At 62.5% G+C, this 17143-nt stretch carries 14 protein-coding genes; 6 read left to right on the top strand and 8 right to left on the bottom strand.

Going from position 1 to position 17143, the window contains the following annotated elements:
• Positions 1–10: 10 nt before the first annotated feature.
• Positions 11–1465: a sulfatase-like hydrolase/transferase gene (locus OEZ49_RS12380; protein WP_263388600.1), complete on the top strand. Its 1455-nt coding sequence runs from the start codon at positions 11–13 to the stop codon at positions 1463–1465.
• 221 nt (positions 1466–1686) lie between these two features.
• Here the strand turns inward: OEZ49_RS12380 and OEZ49_RS12375 are convergent, their stop codons facing one another.
• Entirely contained in the window at positions 1687–2310 is a 624-nt protein-coding gene (locus OEZ49_RS12375; protein ID WP_263388599.1) for a J domain-containing protein, read from the bottom strand.
• Positions 2311–2451: 141 nt separating this feature from the next.
• Between OEZ49_RS12375 and OEZ49_RS12370 the strand changes: the two genes are divergently transcribed.
• Positions 2452–2706, top strand: a complete 255-nt coding sequence (locus tag OEZ49_RS12370; protein WP_263388598.1) for a BolA family protein — start codon at positions 2452–2454, stop codon at positions 2704–2706.
• A gap of 9 nt (positions 2707–2715) precedes the next feature.
• Here OEZ49_RS12370 and OEZ49_RS12365 read toward each other — a convergent pair whose 3' ends face one another.
• The gene (locus tag OEZ49_RS12365; RefSeq protein WP_263388597.1) at positions 2716–3171 is read right to left on the bottom strand and encodes a DUF4177 domain-containing protein; all 456 of its coding nucleotides are present in this window, start codon (positions 3169–3171) and stop codon (positions 2716–2718) included.
• Between the two features lie 348 nt (positions 3172–3519).
• Complete coding sequence (gatB, locus tag OEZ49_RS12360) at positions 3520–5031, bottom strand: Asp-tRNA(Asn)/Glu-tRNA(Gln) amidotransferase subunit GatB (protein ID WP_263388596.1); 1512 nt, start codon at positions 5029–5031, stop codon at positions 3520–3522.
• Between the two features lie 141 nt (positions 5032–5172).
• Here gatB and OEZ49_RS12355 point away from each other — a divergent pair, with 141 nt between their 5' ends.
• Complete coding sequence (locus OEZ49_RS12355) at positions 5173–6015, top strand: NAD-dependent epimerase/dehydratase family protein (protein ID WP_263388595.1); 843 nt, start codon at positions 5173–5175, stop codon at positions 6013–6015.
• A 12-nt stretch (positions 6016–6027) separates the two neighbouring features.
• On the opposite strand, the gene OEZ49_RS12350 is transcribed toward OEZ49_RS12355, so the two are convergent.
• From OEZ49_RS12350 to pepN, 4 genes are all read right to left on the bottom strand, one after another.
• Positions 6028–7113 (bottom strand): hypothetical protein, encoded by a 1086-nt coding sequence (locus OEZ49_RS12350; RefSeq protein ID WP_263388594.1) that lies wholly within the window; start codon positions 7111–7113, stop codon positions 6028–6030.
• Between the two features lie 319 nt (positions 7114–7432).
• Positions 7433–7864, bottom strand: coding sequence for a hypothetical protein (locus tag OEZ49_RS12345; RefSeq protein ID WP_263388593.1), 432 nt, complete (start codon positions 7862–7864; stop codon positions 7433–7435).
• Positions 7861–8601, bottom strand: a complete 741-nt coding sequence (locus tag OEZ49_RS12340) for an SDR family oxidoreductase (RefSeq protein ID WP_263388592.1) — start codon at positions 8599–8601, stop codon at positions 7861–7863. The genes OEZ49_RS12345 and OEZ49_RS12340 overlap by 4 nt, the downstream gene beginning before the upstream one ends.
• Positions 8602–8604: 3 nt before the next feature.
• Positions 8605–11157 (bottom strand): aminopeptidase N, encoded by a 2553-nt coding sequence (pepN, locus tag OEZ49_RS12335; protein ID WP_263388591.1) that lies wholly within the window; start codon positions 11155–11157, stop codon positions 8605–8607.
• 222 nt (positions 11158–11379) lie between these two features.
• Here pepN and OEZ49_RS12330 point away from each other — a divergent pair, with 222 nt between their 5' ends.
• From OEZ49_RS12330 to OEZ49_RS12320, 3 genes are all read left to right on the top strand, one after another.
• Positions 11380–13527: a malate synthase G gene (locus OEZ49_RS12330; RefSeq protein ID WP_263388590.1), complete on the top strand. Its 2148-nt coding sequence runs from the start codon at positions 11380–11382 to the stop codon at positions 13525–13527.
• Between the two features lie 86 nt (positions 13528–13613).
• Entirely contained in the window at positions 13614–14039 is a 426-nt protein-coding gene (locus OEZ49_RS12325) for a GlcG/HbpS family heme-binding protein (protein WP_263388589.1), read from the top strand.
• 122 nt (positions 14040–14161) lie between these two features.
• The gene (locus OEZ49_RS12320; RefSeq protein ID WP_263388588.1) at positions 14162–14941 is read left to right on the top strand and encodes a gamma-glutamyl-gamma-aminobutyrate hydrolase family protein; all 780 of its coding nucleotides are present in this window, start codon (positions 14162–14164) and stop codon (positions 14939–14941) included.
• Between the two features lie 9 nt (positions 14942–14950).
• Here OEZ49_RS12320 and OEZ49_RS12315 read toward each other — a convergent pair whose 3' ends face one another.
• Positions 14951–17110: a Hint domain-containing protein gene (locus tag OEZ49_RS12315; protein WP_263388587.1), complete on the bottom strand. Its 2160-nt coding sequence runs from the start codon at positions 17108–17110 to the stop codon at positions 14951–14953.
• Positions 17111–17143: the final 33 nt, after the last annotated feature.

The raw sequence follows: 17143 nt of genomic DNA, 5'->3' as shown, positions 1-17143 counted from the left end.
ACGGCCCATCATGTCACATCGCCCCCCGAACATCCTTGTGGTCATGGCCGACCAGATGACCCCCTTCATGCTCGAGGCCTGCGGTCACCCGATCGCGCGCACCAGACACATGAAGGCGCTGGCCGACCGGGCGGTGAATTTCACCACCGCCTATACGCCCAGCCCGATCTGCGTGCCCGCACGGTCGTGTTTCATGACCGGGCTGCATACCTCGACCACCGGCTGCTACGACAATGGCGACCCCTATCACAGCTTCATCCCGACCTTCGCCCATTACCTGACCAATGCGGGCTACGACACCGTGCTCTCGGGCAAGATGCATTTCATCGGCGCCGACCAGCTGCACGGCTTCCGCCGCCGCCTCAACACCGACATCTACCCCTCGGGCTTCCTCTGGTCTTACCCGCTTCTCGATGAAAACGACCCCACGGCGATGGCCTTCGACTTCGCCCCCCAGTACCAGGCCCGGAACATCGGCCCGGGCTGGAGCGCCGAGCTGCAATATGACGAGGAAACCCATTTCCGCGCGCTCGAATACCTGCGCCACGCGCCCGACCGCCCGTTCATGCTCACGGTCTCCTACACCAACCCGCACCCGCCCTATATCGTGCCGCGCAAATACTGGGAGATGTACAAGAACGCAGACCTGCCGCTGCCGCATTACCCGGCGGACATGGACGCGCGCTATTCCGACTTCGACCGCGCCTTCCTGCGCTGGTACGGGCTCGACCGCAAAAGCATCCGCAACGAAACGGACCTGCTTGCCATGCGGCGCGGCTTTGCCGCGCTTGCCCATTACATCGACGACAAGCTGGGCGAACTGCTGGACGTGCTTGATGAACAGGGTCTGCGCGACACCACGATGGTGATCCTGACCTCGGACCATGGCGAGATGCTGGGCGAAAAGGGCCTGATCCAGAAACGCAGCCACTATGAATGGTCCGCCCGCATCCCGCTGATCATCGACCATCCCGGCTCCGGACACCGCCGTATCGACACGCCGGTATCGCTGATCGATCTGCCCGCGACCTTCCTGGATCTGGTTGGCTCCACCCCCGCCCGCCCGATGGAGGGCCGCTCGCTGATGCCTGCCCTGCGCGGCGAGGCGCTGGGCGAGGTGCCGGTGATCTCGGAATATCACGGCGAAGGCATCATGCGCCCCAGCTTCATGATCCGCAAAGGCCCCTGGAAATACCTCTACTGCCACCGCTCAGGCCCCCAGCTCTTCAACCTCGTCACCGATCCCGGCGAATGGGAGAACCTGGCGGGAGCGCCGCAAGCGGCTACTATCGAAGCCGAACTGGCCGCCCTCATCTCCGACCGCTTCGACCTCGACGCCATCGAGAGGGATATCTGGGCGCGGCTGGCGCAGAAACAGGTGGTCAACGCTGCCATGGCCGCAAACGGCACCGAATGGGATTACCACCCGGATCCGGGTGAGATGACCCGCTACATCCGCAGCTGATCCTGCCCCCTGTTTCTTTCTGGTTGAAAATACTCTCGGGGGAGCGCGAGGGGGCAGACAGCCCCCTCGCTCCGACCGAAGTCCGCCTCGCGGTCACGTCCGGACTAATGAGGACACCGGTAACCTTGGATGCGACGGGGGATACGAGTATTTGTAGCCAAAAAGAAGCCAAAAGGCTGTGAGCGGCAAGGACTGCCGAAGCATGCGTCACTCGTCGCCAATCACTTGAAGTTCCGGCTGTCCTTGATCTGGTCCCAGGCCCAGACCACTTCCTGCAACTGGTCTTCCTGGCTGCGGTCGCCGCCGTTCATGTCCGGGTGCAGCACCTTGATCAGCTTCTTGTACGCCCCGCGCACCTCGGCCTTGGTCCAGCTGTCCTTGGCCTCCAGGATCTCGATCGCGCGCCGTTCGGTCGGCGGCAGCTTGCGACCGCCCGCGGCCGCCCGACCGGGGTTCTGCGTCGCGTTGGCGCCCAGCACCTGATGCGGGTCCTCGATCCCCAGCCGCGCCCAGGCGCGGGACTCGGGGTCGCCCATCGGCCGGGTCTTGCGCTCCCAGACCTTGTCCTTGGACATCTGCGCGTTCATCTCGGCCTCGGTGGTGCCGTCGAAGAAGTTCCACTTCTGGTTATACTCGCGTACATGCTGCTGGCAGAACCAGAAATAGTCGTCCAGCACATCCGGGGCTTTGGGCGCGCGGAACTTGCCCGCCTCGGTGCAGCCCTCGTGCTCGCAAACCCGGACCGAAGTTTCGGATGCGCCCGACATGCCCCGCCGTCCGCGCGGGTTCTTCTTCTTTGCGGAAGAGACGGACATATCGAATCCGAACGGATCTGGCTTGCTCATCTCGGGCCCTTTCGCTGATGCTTCTCGACTCGGAGGCAGGAGTTTAGTCTATGTGCCGACAGATAGAAGAGGGCGGCGGTAAAAATATCCGGCGCCGGGCGGAAAACAGCACAGGACCAGACCAAAAGAGGAGTTATGCCGATGCCCATCGCCGAGGAGATGCGCGCGCGCCTGGAGGCCGCCTTTGCCCCAACCGAACTGGAAATCAGCGACGACAGCGAAGGTCATCGCGGCCATGCGGGCTACAGGGAAGGCGGCGAAAGCCATTTCTCGGTCCATATCCGCGCCGCCGGTTTTGCCGGCATGGGCCGGGTGGCGCGGCACCGTGCGGTGCATGCGGCGCTGGGCGACATCGTGCCGCGCATCCATGCGCTGGCGCTCGACATCGGTACATGAGGCGCGGGGTCAGTCCTCGTCGGTCTCCGATTTGACCACCCGCAGCGGCGGGTCCTTCACCGGCGAGGAGATCGGGGCAGGGGCGCGCAACTGCTCCTTCATCGCGTCCGGGCCGGGGATCGGACGGGCGCGCGGGGTGCCGTCATCCGCCTTTTCCTGCTCCGGGGTTTCGGGTTCGGCCGTCGCCTCAGCTTCGGCCTCAACCTCGACCACCGGGGCGACCGCGCCCTCGGCCAGCGCCCGGCGAAACACCAGCACATTGCGCCACTTGGTGACCGACCCTGTCAGCCCGGTCCGCTCCTCGCTGGGCAACAGCTCGGCGCGCTGATACTCCCAGCCCTCGGTGCCCATCTGGTTCAAGAGGCTTTCCACCGACAGCGTGAACCGCCCCTCGGGCGTCTTGACCCCCTTGGCCTTGGTGCCGCGGGTGGGGGCGGGAACGACCTTGTATTCATAGCGGATCATGCAGAAGCCTCTCGGATGACGTGCGCCGCTTATAACCAAGCTCGGGGCGCATTGGCCAGAGGGTCGGTCGGGGGCACTGTGCTCAGGCTTGCGCCCTTGCAACGATTGGGCGGCCGGGTGCCGCCTGTTGCGTCTTATGGCTGGCAGAGGTCCGCCACTTGCGATTGAAAAGGGCGCCCGAGGGCGCCCTTGAACTCCGGTACAAAACGGTCAATCCGGGGTTTGGGCCGGGTACAAAACGGTCAAAACCCTGTACAGATCACAGGCCCAGCTTGGCCGCGACCAGATCGTTGACCGCCTTGGCGCGCTCTCGCACAATCCCTTGGATCATGCTGCCGCGCGGGTGTGTCACCCATTCAGTTTCTTTGAAACCATCTGGTTGACGACACCCGGATTGGCCTTGCCACCGGTCGCCTTCATCACCTGACCCACGAACCAGCCCGCCAGTTTCGGGTTCACCTTGGCCTTTTCCACCTGCGCCGGGTTGGCGGCGATGATCTCGTCCAATGCGGCCTCGATTGCGCCGGTGTCGGTGACCTGTTTCATGCCGCGTTTCTCAACGATTTCAGCAGGATCGCCGCCTTCGGTATAGACGATTTCGAACAGATCCTTGGCGATCTTGCCCGAGATTGCGTCGGATGCGATCAGGTCGATGATACCACCCAACTGCGCCGGGCTGACCGGGCTGTCGGTGATGTCGTGGTCTTCTTTCTTCAGCCGTCCGAACAGCTCGTTGATGACCCAGTTGGCCGCCAGCTTGCCGTTGCGCCCCTTGGCCACTTCCTCGAAATAAGCGGCCGATTCCACCTCGGCGGTCAGCACCGAGGCGTCATAGTCGGTCAGGCCGAAGCCCTTGATGAAACGCGCCTTTTTGTCGTCTGGCAGTTCGGGCAGGCTGGCCGCGATATTGTCGACCCAGGCCTGCTCGATCTCCAGCGGCAACAAGTCGGGATCGGGGAAGTAGCGGTAATCATGCGCCTCTTCCTTGGACCGCATCGAGCGGGTCTCGTTCTTGTCCGGGTCATACAGCCGGGTTTCCTGATCCACCTTGCCGCCCGCTTCGACAATGGCGATCTGGCGTCGCGCCTCGTATTCGATGGCCGCCTGGATGAACCGCATCGAGTTCATGTTCTTGATCTCGCAGCGCGTGCCCAGGTGCGAAAAGTCCTGTGTTTCCTGATACTTCTCATAGGCGCCCGGGCGGCAGATCGACACGTTCACATCGGCCCGCAGGTTGCCGTTCTGCATGTTGCCGTCGCAGGTCCCCAGATAGCGCAGAATCTGGCGCAGTTTGGCGATATAGGCGGCGGCCTCTTCGGGGCCACGGATATCGGGGCGGCTGACGATCTCCATCAGGCAGACGCCGGTGCGGTTCAGGTCGACAAAGGACATGTTGGGATCCATGTCATGGATCGACTTGCCCGCGTCCTGCTCCATGTGGATGCGTTCGATCCGGACCCGGCGCGCGGTGCCGTCGCCCATCTCGACCAGCACTTCGCCTTCGCCCACAATAGGCTGATAAAGCTGGGAAATCTGGTATCCCTGCGGCAGGTCGGGATAGAAATAGTTCTTGCGGTCAAAGGCGGATTTCAGGTTGATCTCTGCCTTCAGCCCCAGCCCCGTGCGCACCGCCTGTTCGACGCAGAATTCGTTGATCACCGGCAGCATGCCCGGCATCGCCGCATCCACGAACGAGACGTTGGAATTGGGCTCGGCGCCAAAGGCGGTCGAGGCGCCCGAGAACAGTTTCGCCTGCGACGCGACCTGAGCGTGCACCTCCATGCCGATCACCAGCTCCCAGTCGTGCTTGGCACCGGCGATGGTCTTGGGTTTGGGGGTCTCGAAGGTCAGGTCCAGCATGGGTGTGCCTCTTGTCCGCTTGGTACAAACCGCCTTCTAGGCCCGCACGCGGCGTTGGGCAAGGGGGCAAGGGGAAAGGGGCTTGATCTCAACCATGGTTGAGGCGGCAGGTTGGGACGAATCCAGATAGGAGGCACCAAATTGAGGCTGTTTGTGACAGGGGCCAGCGGGTTGGTCGGGGGCGCGGTGCTGCGCGCGGGCGTGGCGGCGGGGCATCAGGTGACCGGGCTGGCCCGGTCCGACCAAGCGGCCGCGCAGGTTCGGGGCGACGGGGCGCAGGTCTGTTATGGCGATCTGCGCTTGCCCGAGGGCTGGGCGGCAGAGGCGGTTGCGGCGGATGCCATTGTTCATGCTGCCGCTACCTTTGGCCCTGACATGGGGCCGGTCGACCGTGCCGCGATGGAGGCGCTGGTCATGGCGTCGCGTGACACCGGACAGCGCCCGCGCCTGATTTATACAGGCGGCATATGGCTTTACGGAGATACCGGCGGGCAGGTCAGGGATGAAACCGCGCCGTTTGACCCCGTCACGCCCTGGGGCTGGATGCTCGACACCGTTGCAATGCTGGAGGCCAGCGAGGTCACTGATCTGGCGGTGCTGCATCCCGGCGTGGTCTATGACAGCGACGGCGGCGGCATGCTGGCGCGGTTCCGTGCGCCCGAGGTCGAGGTCCTGGGGGATCCGGCGATCCGCTGGCCGCTGGTGCATGCCGATGATCTGGCACAGGCCTATCTGCTGCTGGCGGAAATGCCGGGGCAGGGCGGTCAGTTCCTCGCCACCGCCGAACCGGGCCGACCGGTGGGCGAGATCGCGCGCGCCATTGCCGGACAGGAAGCGCACATCCGGGTGCTCGACCGCTCCGAGGCCACGACACGTTATGGCGACAGCGCATTCGGGCCAATGCTGGATCAGAGACTGGCTGCGTCTCGGCTGGCCGCGCTGGGTTGGCGGCCTGTCTACTGTGATTTCTCGCAGTGTCTGTAAAACGGTTGGCGTTTAGGCCCCGTGCAGTTGCGGGCCATCCGGGGTAAACACCACACGGTTTCCGCGCCCGATCTCATCGCGGAATAGGTCCGCGATCACTTGCAGCGCGTCGGCCCGTCCCCGTGCCGCGAACCGACCGGGCGAAGTCACCCGCATGTTGTTGGCAAAGCCGTCGGCTGCATGGGCCCAGATCAACGGGTGCACCTCGGTCAGATGATCGCGGACAAGCCATTCTGTCGCCTGGCAGATCTGGACACGGGGCATATCAGAGGCTTCATTCAGCCCGTATCCCGCGCGCAGGGTCACTGCGCAATAAGCGGCTAGTAGGTTAACCATCTCCTGCTCGGGGCGGGCGGCGACGATGTCGTGCAGCCCGTCGACAAAGAAGTCGACGTCGACCCGGGCACAGGCATTTTCGTCCAATGCGATGGCGTCAAAACAGACCCAAGTATACCCACCCGCGCCCCAGATATCCTGGGTCCGTGCGGCGGTGCGGCGTGCTTCGAGTTCCAGGTCTTGGTACGACCCGAACCAGCGTGGAAGCAAGTGGTTGCCCAAGGCCCGCATGTGACGCGGGTTCCGGGGGTCGAGGTCGATCAAGTCCTCGTAAGAATCCGCGACATAGCGCTCCTGTGCTTTGCGACCAGCCAACATCGAGCAACAGGCCGCCTGAAGGATCGGACTGTTCAATTCGAGGCTGCACCAACGCGCCAGAATGGTACCTGCGCGATCAAAATGGGCTGCACATTTCTGCTTGTTCAGTTTGGGAATGATCGTGTCCCGGACAGGTCCTCTCCAGATCCACGCCATGTCGATATGTGCAAGGGCCACGATCAGTGCAATATAGGGGTCGTCCGGGTGATCCTGAAGGACAAACTCCAGCCCGCGAATACCTGCGGTCAGAGGCAGGTTCGACTTGCGGCTGTTGTCTTCCAACGCCTCTTCGAGGGCGTTCACCACATCGCAGCGCGCGCCAAAGGCCAGAAGATCGGCGATCGGGGTACCGCCGCTGGTTCGGGCGCGTTCCGCATCCGCAGCGCGCATTTCTGCGCTCAACTCGGTCCAGCGGTCCTGTCTGGCCAGAAATTGACCACGCAAGCGAGCCTCGCGACATGCAATTTCATCACGGCTGTGTTCGGCGATGGGGATGGATAGCGAGTCCTCAAGGCGGCCTGCTTCGGTTGCCGCTGACGATGCCAGAAAACTGACCGCGCGACGCGAACGACGCGCGGCCAGGTTCGGCAAGGTACTCAGAAACGTGCGAGCGAGATGCAGCATACTCTTTAACGACCAGCCTTGGTATTGTTTATACCTTCAAGGTGACGCTGATTTGCGGCACAAACATGGCTCAGTCTGGGTGTTTCGGGACAGGTTTTGAGGCACTCTCAGGGATTGCCCATGTCTTGGCATCAATCCGCTAAAAGCGTCCGAAATGGTGCCGAATGATAGTCAACCCTCGGTGGGTCAGCACCTCTTCGAAGGCGCGATGTGGCGGAGTGCATTCCTGGGGTAGGCGTACGCGCTGGCCCGATCTGAGACACAGCGTGGTGCGAACCGAGAAATCCCAGCGGGTATCCAAGCGGACCTGTTCGATCTCGTTCAGACCGGTAGTGCCGCTCATGCGACCGGAGAACCAATTGAGATGGGTGTCGTTCATCTCCAACCCGGACTGGCGGTCGGTGGCGATCTCCCAGATCAGAGGCAGGGTGGGCAGGGCAAAAATTGCAATCAACCACCAGGCTGCGTCGAAAAGCAGAACAAACGCCGCCAGACCCGCCCAGACCGCAATGACGATAGCGATATTGCGGGGGCAGCGGGCATGGCGAACGTATCGGATGGGCGCGGTCACCGTCCGCCGGTGGCGTCGAGCGTGGTCGAGGTGATGTAGGAGGCCGCATCCGACAAGAGATAAAGAATGGCCTCGGCAACTTCCTCAGCCGATCCTGTACGTTTCATTGGTACCATGTGCGCCAGACGCTGGGCCCGGTCCGGCTCGCCGCCCTTGCCGTGCAACTCGGTTTCGATCAGGCCGGGCCGGATGGCGTTCACGCGGATGTTCTGGCCAGCAACCTCGTCGCCCAATCCCTTGGTGAACGTGTCGATTGCGGCTTTGGAGGCGGCATAATCCACATATTGATTGGCCGAGCCCAGCCGCGCGGCGGCTGAGGAAATGTTGACGATGGCGCCGCCCTGACCATGAGCCTGCATGCGCAGAACAGCCTCTTTGGCGACCAGGATGGCACCGATCACGTTGACGTCGAACATGCGACGCAGGCGGGCATGGGTCAAGTCGGTGACCTTGGCTGTCATGTCGACGATCCCGGCGTTGTTGACCAGCGCATCAAGCCGGGAAAAGGCCGCGTCGACGGCGGCGTACATCTGTTCGATCTGCTCGGGGTCGGCGACATCGGCCGGGCAGAGGATGACCTGCGCACCGGCCGCGCGCGCGGCTTCGGCCACGGCCTCAGCCCCGGCGTGGTCGCTGCGATAGTTCAGCGCCAGATCATAGCCGCGGGCGGCGGCCAGACGGGCGGTCGCTGCGCCGATACCGGCACTGGCACCGGTGATGAGAAGGGTCTTGCGCATGGCTCAGGCTCCTTTGATGCGGGTCAGCATTTCGGTTGTGTCGCGACTCAGGCCGGATTGGGCAAGAATGCGGTCGAGCTGGGCCCCGATCAGCGCCTGCCGGTCTGCATCATACCGCCGCCAGGTCTGGAAGGCGGAACACATGCGCGCCGTGGTCTGCGGGTTCACCGGGTCGAGCCGGATCAACCAGTCGGCCAGCATCTCGTATGCGGCACCGCCGGAATAATGGAAGCCCGCGTGATGCATGGCCAACGGGCCAAACAGGGCGCGGAACCGGTTGGGGTTTTTCCAGTTGAAATCCGCGTGCCTAGTCAAGGCGCGTGCGGTTTCCGCCACATTTTCCGGGGCAGAAAGGCCCACCTGCAACCCGAACCACTTGTCTATCACCAGCCGGTCATGCTGCCATTGGTCATAGAAGGCTGCCAGTTCCGCCTGTCCCTTGCCCGCCTTGAGCAGGCAGGACAGGGCCGAAAGTTGCAGGGTCATGTTATCGGCCCGGCCATAGTCGTTTGTTGCCTGCGCGCCGCCGTCGAGACGCGTGAGCAGAGCCAGCGCCGCGCCACCAAGTGCGCGCTTGCCCGATTGCTCGGCATCCGGGGCAAAGGGCTGATCCACCTGCGTTTCCGCGCGCAGGCGCGGCAGCAGGTCTTGCAGGTGCTGGGCGGTGGACTGGCGCAGCGTTTCGGTCGCGTCCCAGATCGCCTGCGGGTCCGGGGTCACGCCGCACCGGTGCAGGGTTGCGGCCAGTTCCGACTGGCTGGGCAGGCCGAGCATGAGCGCGCGATAGGCCGGGTCCAGCGTGTCGTCGCGCACCACCGCCAGCAAACCGTTCAGGTAGTCGGCATCCGGCGCGGCCCCTTTGGTGATCATCGCCAACAGGCATTCCTCGGCCAGGGTGCGGCCCGCTTCCCAACGGTTGAACGGATCGGTGTCATGGGCCAAGAGAAAGGCGCGTTCGGCGGCTGTCGTCTCGCGTTCTAGTACCACGGGGGCCGAGAATTCGCGCAGGATCGACGGTACCGGGCGGGCGGCCAGCCCATCGAAGGTGAAACTTTGGCGTGCACGCGTGAATTCCAGCACCTGAGTCGGCCGCACCTCGTCGCCATTCGGCCCCAGAAGGCCCACCGCCACCGGGATCACCTGTGGCAGCTTGTCCGCCTGATCGGGGGTGGACGGTGTCGTTTGGGACAGGGTCAGGGTATAGGTGCCATCACGCCAATCTTCCTCGACCGTGATGCGCGGCGTTCCGGCCTGGCTGTACCAGCGCTTGAACTGCGACAGGTCGCGCCCCGTGACATCCTCAAACACCTTGAGCCAGTCCTCGATGGTGCAGGCCTGTCCGTCATGGCGGGCGAAATAGAGGTCCAGCGCCTCGGCATAGGCCCGGTCGCCTACCAGCCGTTTGAGCATGCCGATCACCTCGGCACCCTTTTCGTATACGGTGGCGGTGTAGAAGTTGTTGATCTCCTGAAAGCTCTCGGGCCGCACCGGATGGCTGAGCGGGCCCTGATCCTCGGGGAACTGGCGGGCGCGCAATTCGATCACGTCGCGGATGCGCTTGACCGGCGCGCTGCGCATATCCGAGGTGAATTGGGCATCGCGGAACACGGTCAGCCCTTCCTTGAGACAGAGCTGGAACCAGTCGCGGCAGGTGATGCGGTTGCCGGTCCAGTTGTGGAAATACTCATGCGCGATGATCGCCTCGATCCGTTCGAAATTGTCGTCGGTCGAGGTCTCGGGGCTGGCCAGCACGGCGGCCGAGTTGAAGATGTTGAGCCCCTTGTTCTCCATCGCGCCCATGTTGAAATCGTCGACCGCGACAATGTTGAACACGTCCAGATCGTATTCGCGGCCATAGACCTCTTCGTCCCAGCGCATGGATTTCTTCAGCGCCTCCATGCCAAAGGCGCATTTGCCCTCGTCCCCGGGGCGGACCCAGAGGTTCAGGTCAACCTCGCGACCCGAGACGGTGGTGAAGTTGTCGGAATGGGCTACCAAATCTCCGGCTACCAACGCAAAGAGATAGGCCGGTTTCGGCCAGGGGTCATGCCATTCTGCAAAACCCTCGCCGCTTGCCCCTGGGTTTCCGTTGGACAGCAGCACCGGGTGTGGGCCGTTGATACGCACGGTAAAGGTGCTCATCACATCGGGGCGGTCGGGATAATAGGTGATCTTGCGGAACCCTTCGGCCTCGCACTGGGTGCAATACATGCCGTTAGACAGATAAAGACCTTCGAGCGCGGTATTCGCGCCCGGGTCGATCTCTACCTCGGCTTCCCAGACAAAGGGCGCATCGGGGACGGCGCAGGTCAGGCCGGTATCGGTGAGATCCGGTTCGACCTCGACACCATCGATGGCGGCCCGGATCAGGCGAAGTTTTTCGCCGTGCAGGAAGAAGGTGCGGTCGCTGGTTTCGGGGTTCGGGCGAAACTCGATCCGCGCGCTGACCCGGGTCCGATGCGGATCGAGGTCGAAGGTCAGGTGAACCGCGTCCGCCACAAAACCGAATGGGGCGTAGTCTTTGAGATAGATGGTGGCGGGGGCGGCGTCGCGCATTGGAACCTCGGTCTGTAACGGATTGTTCGCGACGTTAGGAAGAACGCGAAGGGGGCGCAAGCCATGCGCCTGTCCCGGACGTGGTCGCCCCGTGGGCGGAGTAGAGAATATACCTTGGTAATTGGTCAAATAGATTTACCGAATTGTTGCCTATCGGAAACTTTCGTTCTAATTGGAACCGGCATACGGTTGCACACGAATTTTGAGGCTGGAGGGCTGCGCATGGCGGGCAGGGTTGATCGGAGCGGGTTGCAGGTGGCGGGGGAACTGGCCGCTTTTGTGGAAGATAGGGCATTGCCTGGAACCGGTGTGACGGCGGAGACCTTTTGGACAGGTCTGGCGCGGATGGTGACCGAACTGGGGCCGAAGAACCGGGCGCTCCTGGCCAAACGCGAGGATCTTCAGGCCCGCATCGACGCATGGCATATTGCCCACCGCGATCAGCCGCACGACCATGAGGCCTATAAGGCGTTTCTGAGCGAGATCGGCTATCTCTTGCCCGAGGGCGAGGCGTTCGAGATCGAAACAGCGAATGTCGACCCCGAGATCGCAACCGTTCCTGGCCCGCAGCTAGTGGTGCCAATAACCAACGCGCGCTATGCTCTGAACGCGGCCAATGCCCGCTGGGGCAGCCTGTACGACGCTTTCTACGGCACCGATGCCATGGGTGGTCCGGCCCCTGCCGGTGGGTACGACCGGGGTCGCGGCGCAAGGGTTGTGGCGCGGGCGCGGGTGTTCCTGGACGAGGCGTTTCCAATCAAGGGGACCAGCCACGCCGACGCGCATCGTTACCACGTGCATGACGGGGCGCTTCTGGTTGATGACCAGCCGTTGGCGAATCCTGAGAAATTTGTCGGCTTCCGCGGTCATCCCAAGGCGCCATCAGCGGTGTTGCTGAGCAACAACGGTCTGCATGTGGAACTGGTGTTCGACCGCACGCATCCCGTAGGCAGTCGCGATCAGGCCGGACTGGCGGATGTGGTCATGGAAAGCGCCGTATCGGCCATTATGGACTGCGAGGATTCGGTTGCCTGCGTCGATGCCGAAGACAAGGTGTTGGCCTATTCCAACTGGCTGGGCCTGATGCGCGGGGACCTGACGGAGGAAGTCAGCAAGGGCGGCGGGACGTTCACCCGAGCGCTGAACGCCGACCGCAGCTATACCGCGCCGGATGGTTCCGACCTGACGGTCAAGGGCCGGGCGCTGATGCTGGTGCGCAATGTCGGTCACCTGATGACCAACCCGGCGGTTCTGGACGGCGAGGGCGGCGAGATTGGCGAGGGTCTGATGGATGCCCTTTGCACCACGCTGATCGCCATGCATGACCTGAAACGGGATGGCGGCAACTCCGTCTCAGGTTCGGTCTATGTGGTCAAGCCCAAGATGCATGGGCCGGAAGAGGTGGGTTATGCCGTCGAGATCTTCGACATGGTCGAGGATATTCTCGGCCTGCCACGCAACACGGTCAAGATCGGCATCATGGACGAGGAGCGACGCACCAGCGTCAATCTCAAGGAATGTATCCGCGCCGCCAAATCGCGGGTCTGCTTCATCAACACAGGCTTTCTCGACCGGACCGGCGACGAGATCCATACCTCGATGGAGGCGGGGCCGTTCAGCCGCAAGGATTTCATCAAGCGCAAGTCTTGGATCACAGCTTACGAAAACCTCAATGTCGATATCGGGCTGGACTGTGGCCTGTCGGGCAAGGCCCAGATCGGCAAGGGCATGTGGGCGATGCCCGACCGGATGGCGGCGATGATCGAGACCAAGATCGAACACCCCAAGGCGGGCGCCAACTGCGCCTGGGTGCCCAGCCCGACGGCGGCCACCCTGCATGCGCTGCACTATCACAAGGTCGATGTCTTTGCGGTGCAGGCCGCGCTGCGCGCGGGCGGGCGACGGGCGCATGTGGACGGCATCCTGGAAATCCCGCTGGCCAGTTTCCGCAAGTGGTCGCCCGAGCAGATCCGCCGCGAGGTCGAGAACAACGCGCAGGGCATTCTGGGCTATGTTGTGCGCTGGGTCGATCAGGGCGTTGGCTGTTCCAAGGTGCCCGACATCAACAACGTGGGCCTGATGGAGGACCGCGCCACCTGCCGTATCTCGGCCCAGCATATCGCCAACTGGCTACACCATGGTGTTGTGGATGCGCAAGATGTGATGGCGGCGATGCGCAAGATGGCGGCGGTGGTCGATGACCAGAACGTGGACGATCCGGCCTATCGCCCGATGGCGCCGGGGTTTGACGGCATCGCCTTTCAGGCGGCCTGCGATCTGGTGTTCAAGGGGCGGGTGCAGCCTTCGGGTTATACCGAGCCGGTGCTGCATGCGCGGCGGCTGGAGCTGAAGGCCAGCCTTGGTGCGTGATTGAGAATGCGGGAGCGAGGGGGCTGTCTGCCCCCTCGCGCTCCCCCGAGAGTATTTTCAACCAGAAAGAAACAGGGAGCGGAAAGATGGCAATCAGTTTGCGGCGTGCGCGGATGATCATTCGCAAGGCTCTGGAGAAGGGCCGCGAGATGCAGCTCAAGCCGCTGTCGGTGGTGGTTCTGGATGCGGGCGGCCATGTGATCGCGTTCGAGCGCGAGGATGGGGCGGCGCCGGGCCGGTTCGGCATAGCTCAGGGCAAGGCCTATGGATCGGTCATGCTGGGCATGGCGGGAACCGCGCAGATGGCGCGCGCCGAGGCGCAGGCCTATTTCATGGCGGCGGTCAACGGCGTCTATGGCGGCAAGGTGATCCCGGTGCCGGGCGGCGTGCTGGTCCGGGACAAGAAAGGCGCGGTGATCGGGGCGGTGGGCGTGACGGGCGACAGCTCGGACAATGATGCGATTGCGGCGATGGCCGGGATCGAGGCCGCCGGTCTGGCTGGTGAAATCTGAGGCAGCGCGGCGATTGTGCGCATTTGAACAGGGGGTTGCGCCCTTGTTGGCCTGCTGTTGCTGTTGCGGGCCGCTGGAGCGCGGGATAACCTTTGCATAAGGCATGTGACAAGAGGGGAAACATGGCGCGGCCTGTTGTTGGGATCATCGGAAATTCCTATCTGCTTAACGATCAGTATCCGACCCATGCAGGGGGGACGATGAATTCGGACGCCGTGGCGAATGTGGCGGGATGCCTGCCGCTGCTGATCCCGGCGGATCCCCGGTTTGTTTCTGTGGAGGAGTTGCTGGAAACTTGCGACGGCTTCCTACTGACGGGGGGGCGGCCAAACGTGCACCCCGAGGAATATGGCGAGGATGAAACCGAGGCGCACGGGCAATTCGACCGGGCGCGGGACGCCATTGTCTTGCCGCTGGTGCGGGCCTGTGTCGATCGCGGGCAACCCTTTCTGGGCATCTGCCGGGGCTTTCAGGAGGTCAACGTTGCGCTGGGCGGGACATTGCATCCAGAGATACGCGATCTGCCCGGGCGGATGAACCACCGGATGCCTCCGGATGGCACGCTGGAGGAGAAGTTCGCCCTTCGGCATGTGGTCACTGTCAACGAGGGGGGTGTTTTCCACCGTATTTTCGGCGCCAGCGAAGTTATGACGAACACCCTGCATGGCCAGGGGATCAAGTGTCCGGGCTGCCGCGTGGTTGTCGATGGCGTAGCGCCTGACGGAACCCCCGAGGCGATCTATGTCAAGGACGCGCCGGGCTTTACCCTGTCGGTTCAATGGCATCCCGAGTGGGATGCCGCGAACGACCCGGTGTCGCGGCCGCTGTTCACGGCATTTGGTGACGCGGTGCGCGCCTGGGCCGATGGCCGATCCAGACCCGCCATGCAGAAGTCTGCGTAAAACGCGAGATCAGGCGGCCAGGATGAGCGCTTCGTGCGCCTTGAGGCAGGGCCGGGCGGTGGCGCCGAATGCGCCATTGTGGCTGCGCAATTCGGGAAACAGATAGAACATCTCTTCACGGGCGCAATCGCTGAGGGCCGAGAGACCTTCGTCGCCGGGATAGAAACTTTCGGTGGCGGCGGCGTTGGCATAAATGATCTCGTGCCGGTCCAGCATGAGGTGGATGTAAGTTACATGGCCGCCTTCGACTCGGGTCGCGGCAGGGTTTTCAAGCAGGTGACTGGCCGCGACCAGAACTTCGGGCTCGCCGAAGTACATCTGGGCGCGCGATCCTGACCAGAGCAATTTGTGTTGCGGAGAGACCAGCAAAGGTGCAGTCGCCCCTCGCAAAAGACTCGAATCCAACAGGATCGGCGCGAGCTTGCCATGGGCGGCGACGGTGCGGCTGCCGATCCAGCGCAGCGGTTGCAGCCCGTTGTCGCGAGTCACGATCATATCCCCAGTTTGCAAACTCTCGATGGGGCGCGGCCCATGCGCAGTGGCTATCAGTGTACCAGGTGTGAAGCAGATGATGCTCTCGATATTGGAGAAAGTGACCAGGGTGCCGTCCAAAAGTTCGACGGTTCCCGCTTTTTCTCCTGGCAAGTTTGTCGTGAGGTTGATGGTGCTGAGATCTACGACCCCGCCAAGGTCGAGTGTGTCACCACTCGTTTCATCGCCTTCGCCACCAACGATTTCGATACTGCCGCCACCGGTTTCCCCAAGATCGGTTAGAACGAACAAGTCGTCGCCATCGCCGCCATCTAGGGTGTCGCCGTGCGATGCTGTGACGGTGTCCTGACCGCCGCCACCAAAGATCAAATCCGGTCCTTGACCGCCATTCAGCTGGTCGTCCCCTGCGCCACCGGACAGAGTATCTGATCCGTCATCGCCGCCGAGTTCGTCGTTGCCTTCGCCGCCAAGCAGCGAGTCATCACCGCCCTGGCCGAAGATTGTGTCGTTGCCGCTGCCGCCATCGATGGTGTCGTTACCTTCTGGCGGGATTCTGGTGTCGAAGTAAATATCGCTGACCCAGATTGCTTGGGTCCCGTTGAGCGAGTTTTCGTAGATGATTTCGATGGATTGGACGGGCCCAGCGATCTCGACCAATACTGATCCTGACTCGTCAAGAGCACTATCTGATTGGCTGCCTGCGGTGATTGTGTTGCCGGATACGGTATCGGGATTTGTTCCTGTTCCTGTCGGCGTCAGGGTCACAGCGACAGCATTTCCGTCGGCATCATAGGCATTGACCTGAAGAATGTCGCGGTGATTGCGGTTGGCCCAGTCGATATCGTTGATACGAAAGACCACGTTTTCGACTTCATCCTCGACATCGCTATTCGCTCCCGCCGCAAATTCAATCGTCGTGGTAGAGGTGGCGCCACGCCCGTTGCCGAAAAGATAGAGCGAAGAGTGGTTCGATTGTGCTTCACCTGCCTCTACATAGGTTTCTTCGCCCGTATCGACCTGAAACAGTGGGTTGTTGTTACCATCGTCGCTGAAGCTGACAGTCACGTCGATTTGTCCGGTCGACTGCGTGAACCCTGCCGACAGGTCGGTACCGTCGGTCCCCTCTGCATACCAGTTCAGAGATTCGGTATTGCCGCTCTGACCGTCGCCATAAAGCAGATCGTTTCCGTCGCCGCCTTGGATATCGTCATTTCCTGATCCACCATAGACCAGATCGTCACCCAACCCGGCGTCGACGGTGTCGTCGCCCTTGTTCGCGTAAACTTGGTCACCATGACCTCCCGGTCCCGTCCCTTCGCCGCTGTCGACCGAGTTTCCGTTGTTATCAACGTAGGTGTCGTCGATTAGGTCGCTGCCGCTTGTTCCTTGAACCTTGTTGAATGGTGAAAAATAGGGGGCCGAAACGGCCTCGGCTCCCGACAAGGTGCTGACTGCGCCCAAATCTGGAACGAAATACAAGTTTCCATCGGTGGCCAGGTAATACTGGCCGGATTCCAATTCGTTATAGTAGGTGGTGCCGCCTACTGTGCCCGCCCAGGCCCACTCGCCAGCCCCAATCAACTGATCGGTAGTGAAACTGGTCAGCGCACCGCCGATACTGGCGGCAAGTGACAGATCCTGATCGGTACCGAGCGTGACGAGATAACCGCTGGGCATTTGTTCCACCTTCCGCGCTGGCCTGCGCTTGCC

It is taken from the genome of Ruegeria marisflavi, assembly GCF_025673445.1.
GTDB lineage: Bacteria > Pseudomonadota > Alphaproteobacteria > Rhodobacterales > Rhodobacteraceae > Ruegeria_B > Ruegeria_B marisflavi.
Note: the sequence above shows the minus strand (reverse complement) of the source record. Positions and strands in the feature narration are given on the sequence as shown.

What these genes read in the sequence shown, in the direction of transcription:
- OEZ49_RS12370 (WP_263388598.1), top strand. Translation starts at nt 2,452, where the DNA reads ATGCCCATCGCCGAGGAGATGCGCGCGCGCCTGGAGGCCGCCTTTGCC.
- pepN (WP_263388591.1), bottom strand. Translation starts at nt 11,157, where the DNA reads ATGCGCGACGCCGCCCCCGCCACCATCTATCTCAAAGACTACGCCCCA.
- OEZ49_RS12320 (WP_263388588.1), top strand. Translation starts at nt 14,162, where the DNA reads ATGGCGCGGCCTGTTGTTGGGATCATCGGAAATTCCTATCTGCTTAAC.
- OEZ49_RS12340 (WP_263388592.1), bottom strand. Translation starts at nt 8,601, where the DNA reads ATGCGCAAGACCCTTCTCATCACCGGTGCCAGTGCCGGTATCGGCGCA.
- OEZ49_RS12365 (WP_263388597.1), bottom strand. Translation starts at nt 3,171, where the DNA reads ATGATCCGCTATGAATACAAGGTCGTTCCCGCCCCCACCCGCGGCACC.
- OEZ49_RS12330 (WP_263388590.1), top strand. Translation starts at nt 11,380, where the DNA reads ATGGCGGGCAGGGTTGATCGGAGCGGGTTGCAGGTGGCGGGGGAACTG.
- OEZ49_RS12380 (WP_263388600.1), top strand. Translation starts at nt 11, where the DNA reads ATGTCACATCGCCCCCCGAACATCCTTGTGGTCATGGCCGACCAGATG.
- gatB (WP_263388596.1), bottom strand. Translation starts at nt 5,031, where the DNA reads ATGCTGGACCTGACCTTCGAGACCCCCAAACCCAAGACCATCGCCGGT.
- OEZ49_RS12315 (WP_263388587.1), bottom strand. Translation starts at nt 17,110, where the DNA reads ATGCCCAGCGGTTATCTCGTCACGCTCGGTACCGATCAGGATCTGTCA.
- OEZ49_RS12375 (WP_263388599.1), bottom strand. Translation starts at nt 2,310, where the DNA reads ATGAGCAAGCCAGATCCGTTCGGATTCGATATGTCCGTCTCTTCCGCA.
- OEZ49_RS12325 (WP_263388589.1), top strand. Translation starts at nt 13,614, where the DNA reads ATGGCAATCAGTTTGCGGCGTGCGCGGATGATCATTCGCAAGGCTCTG.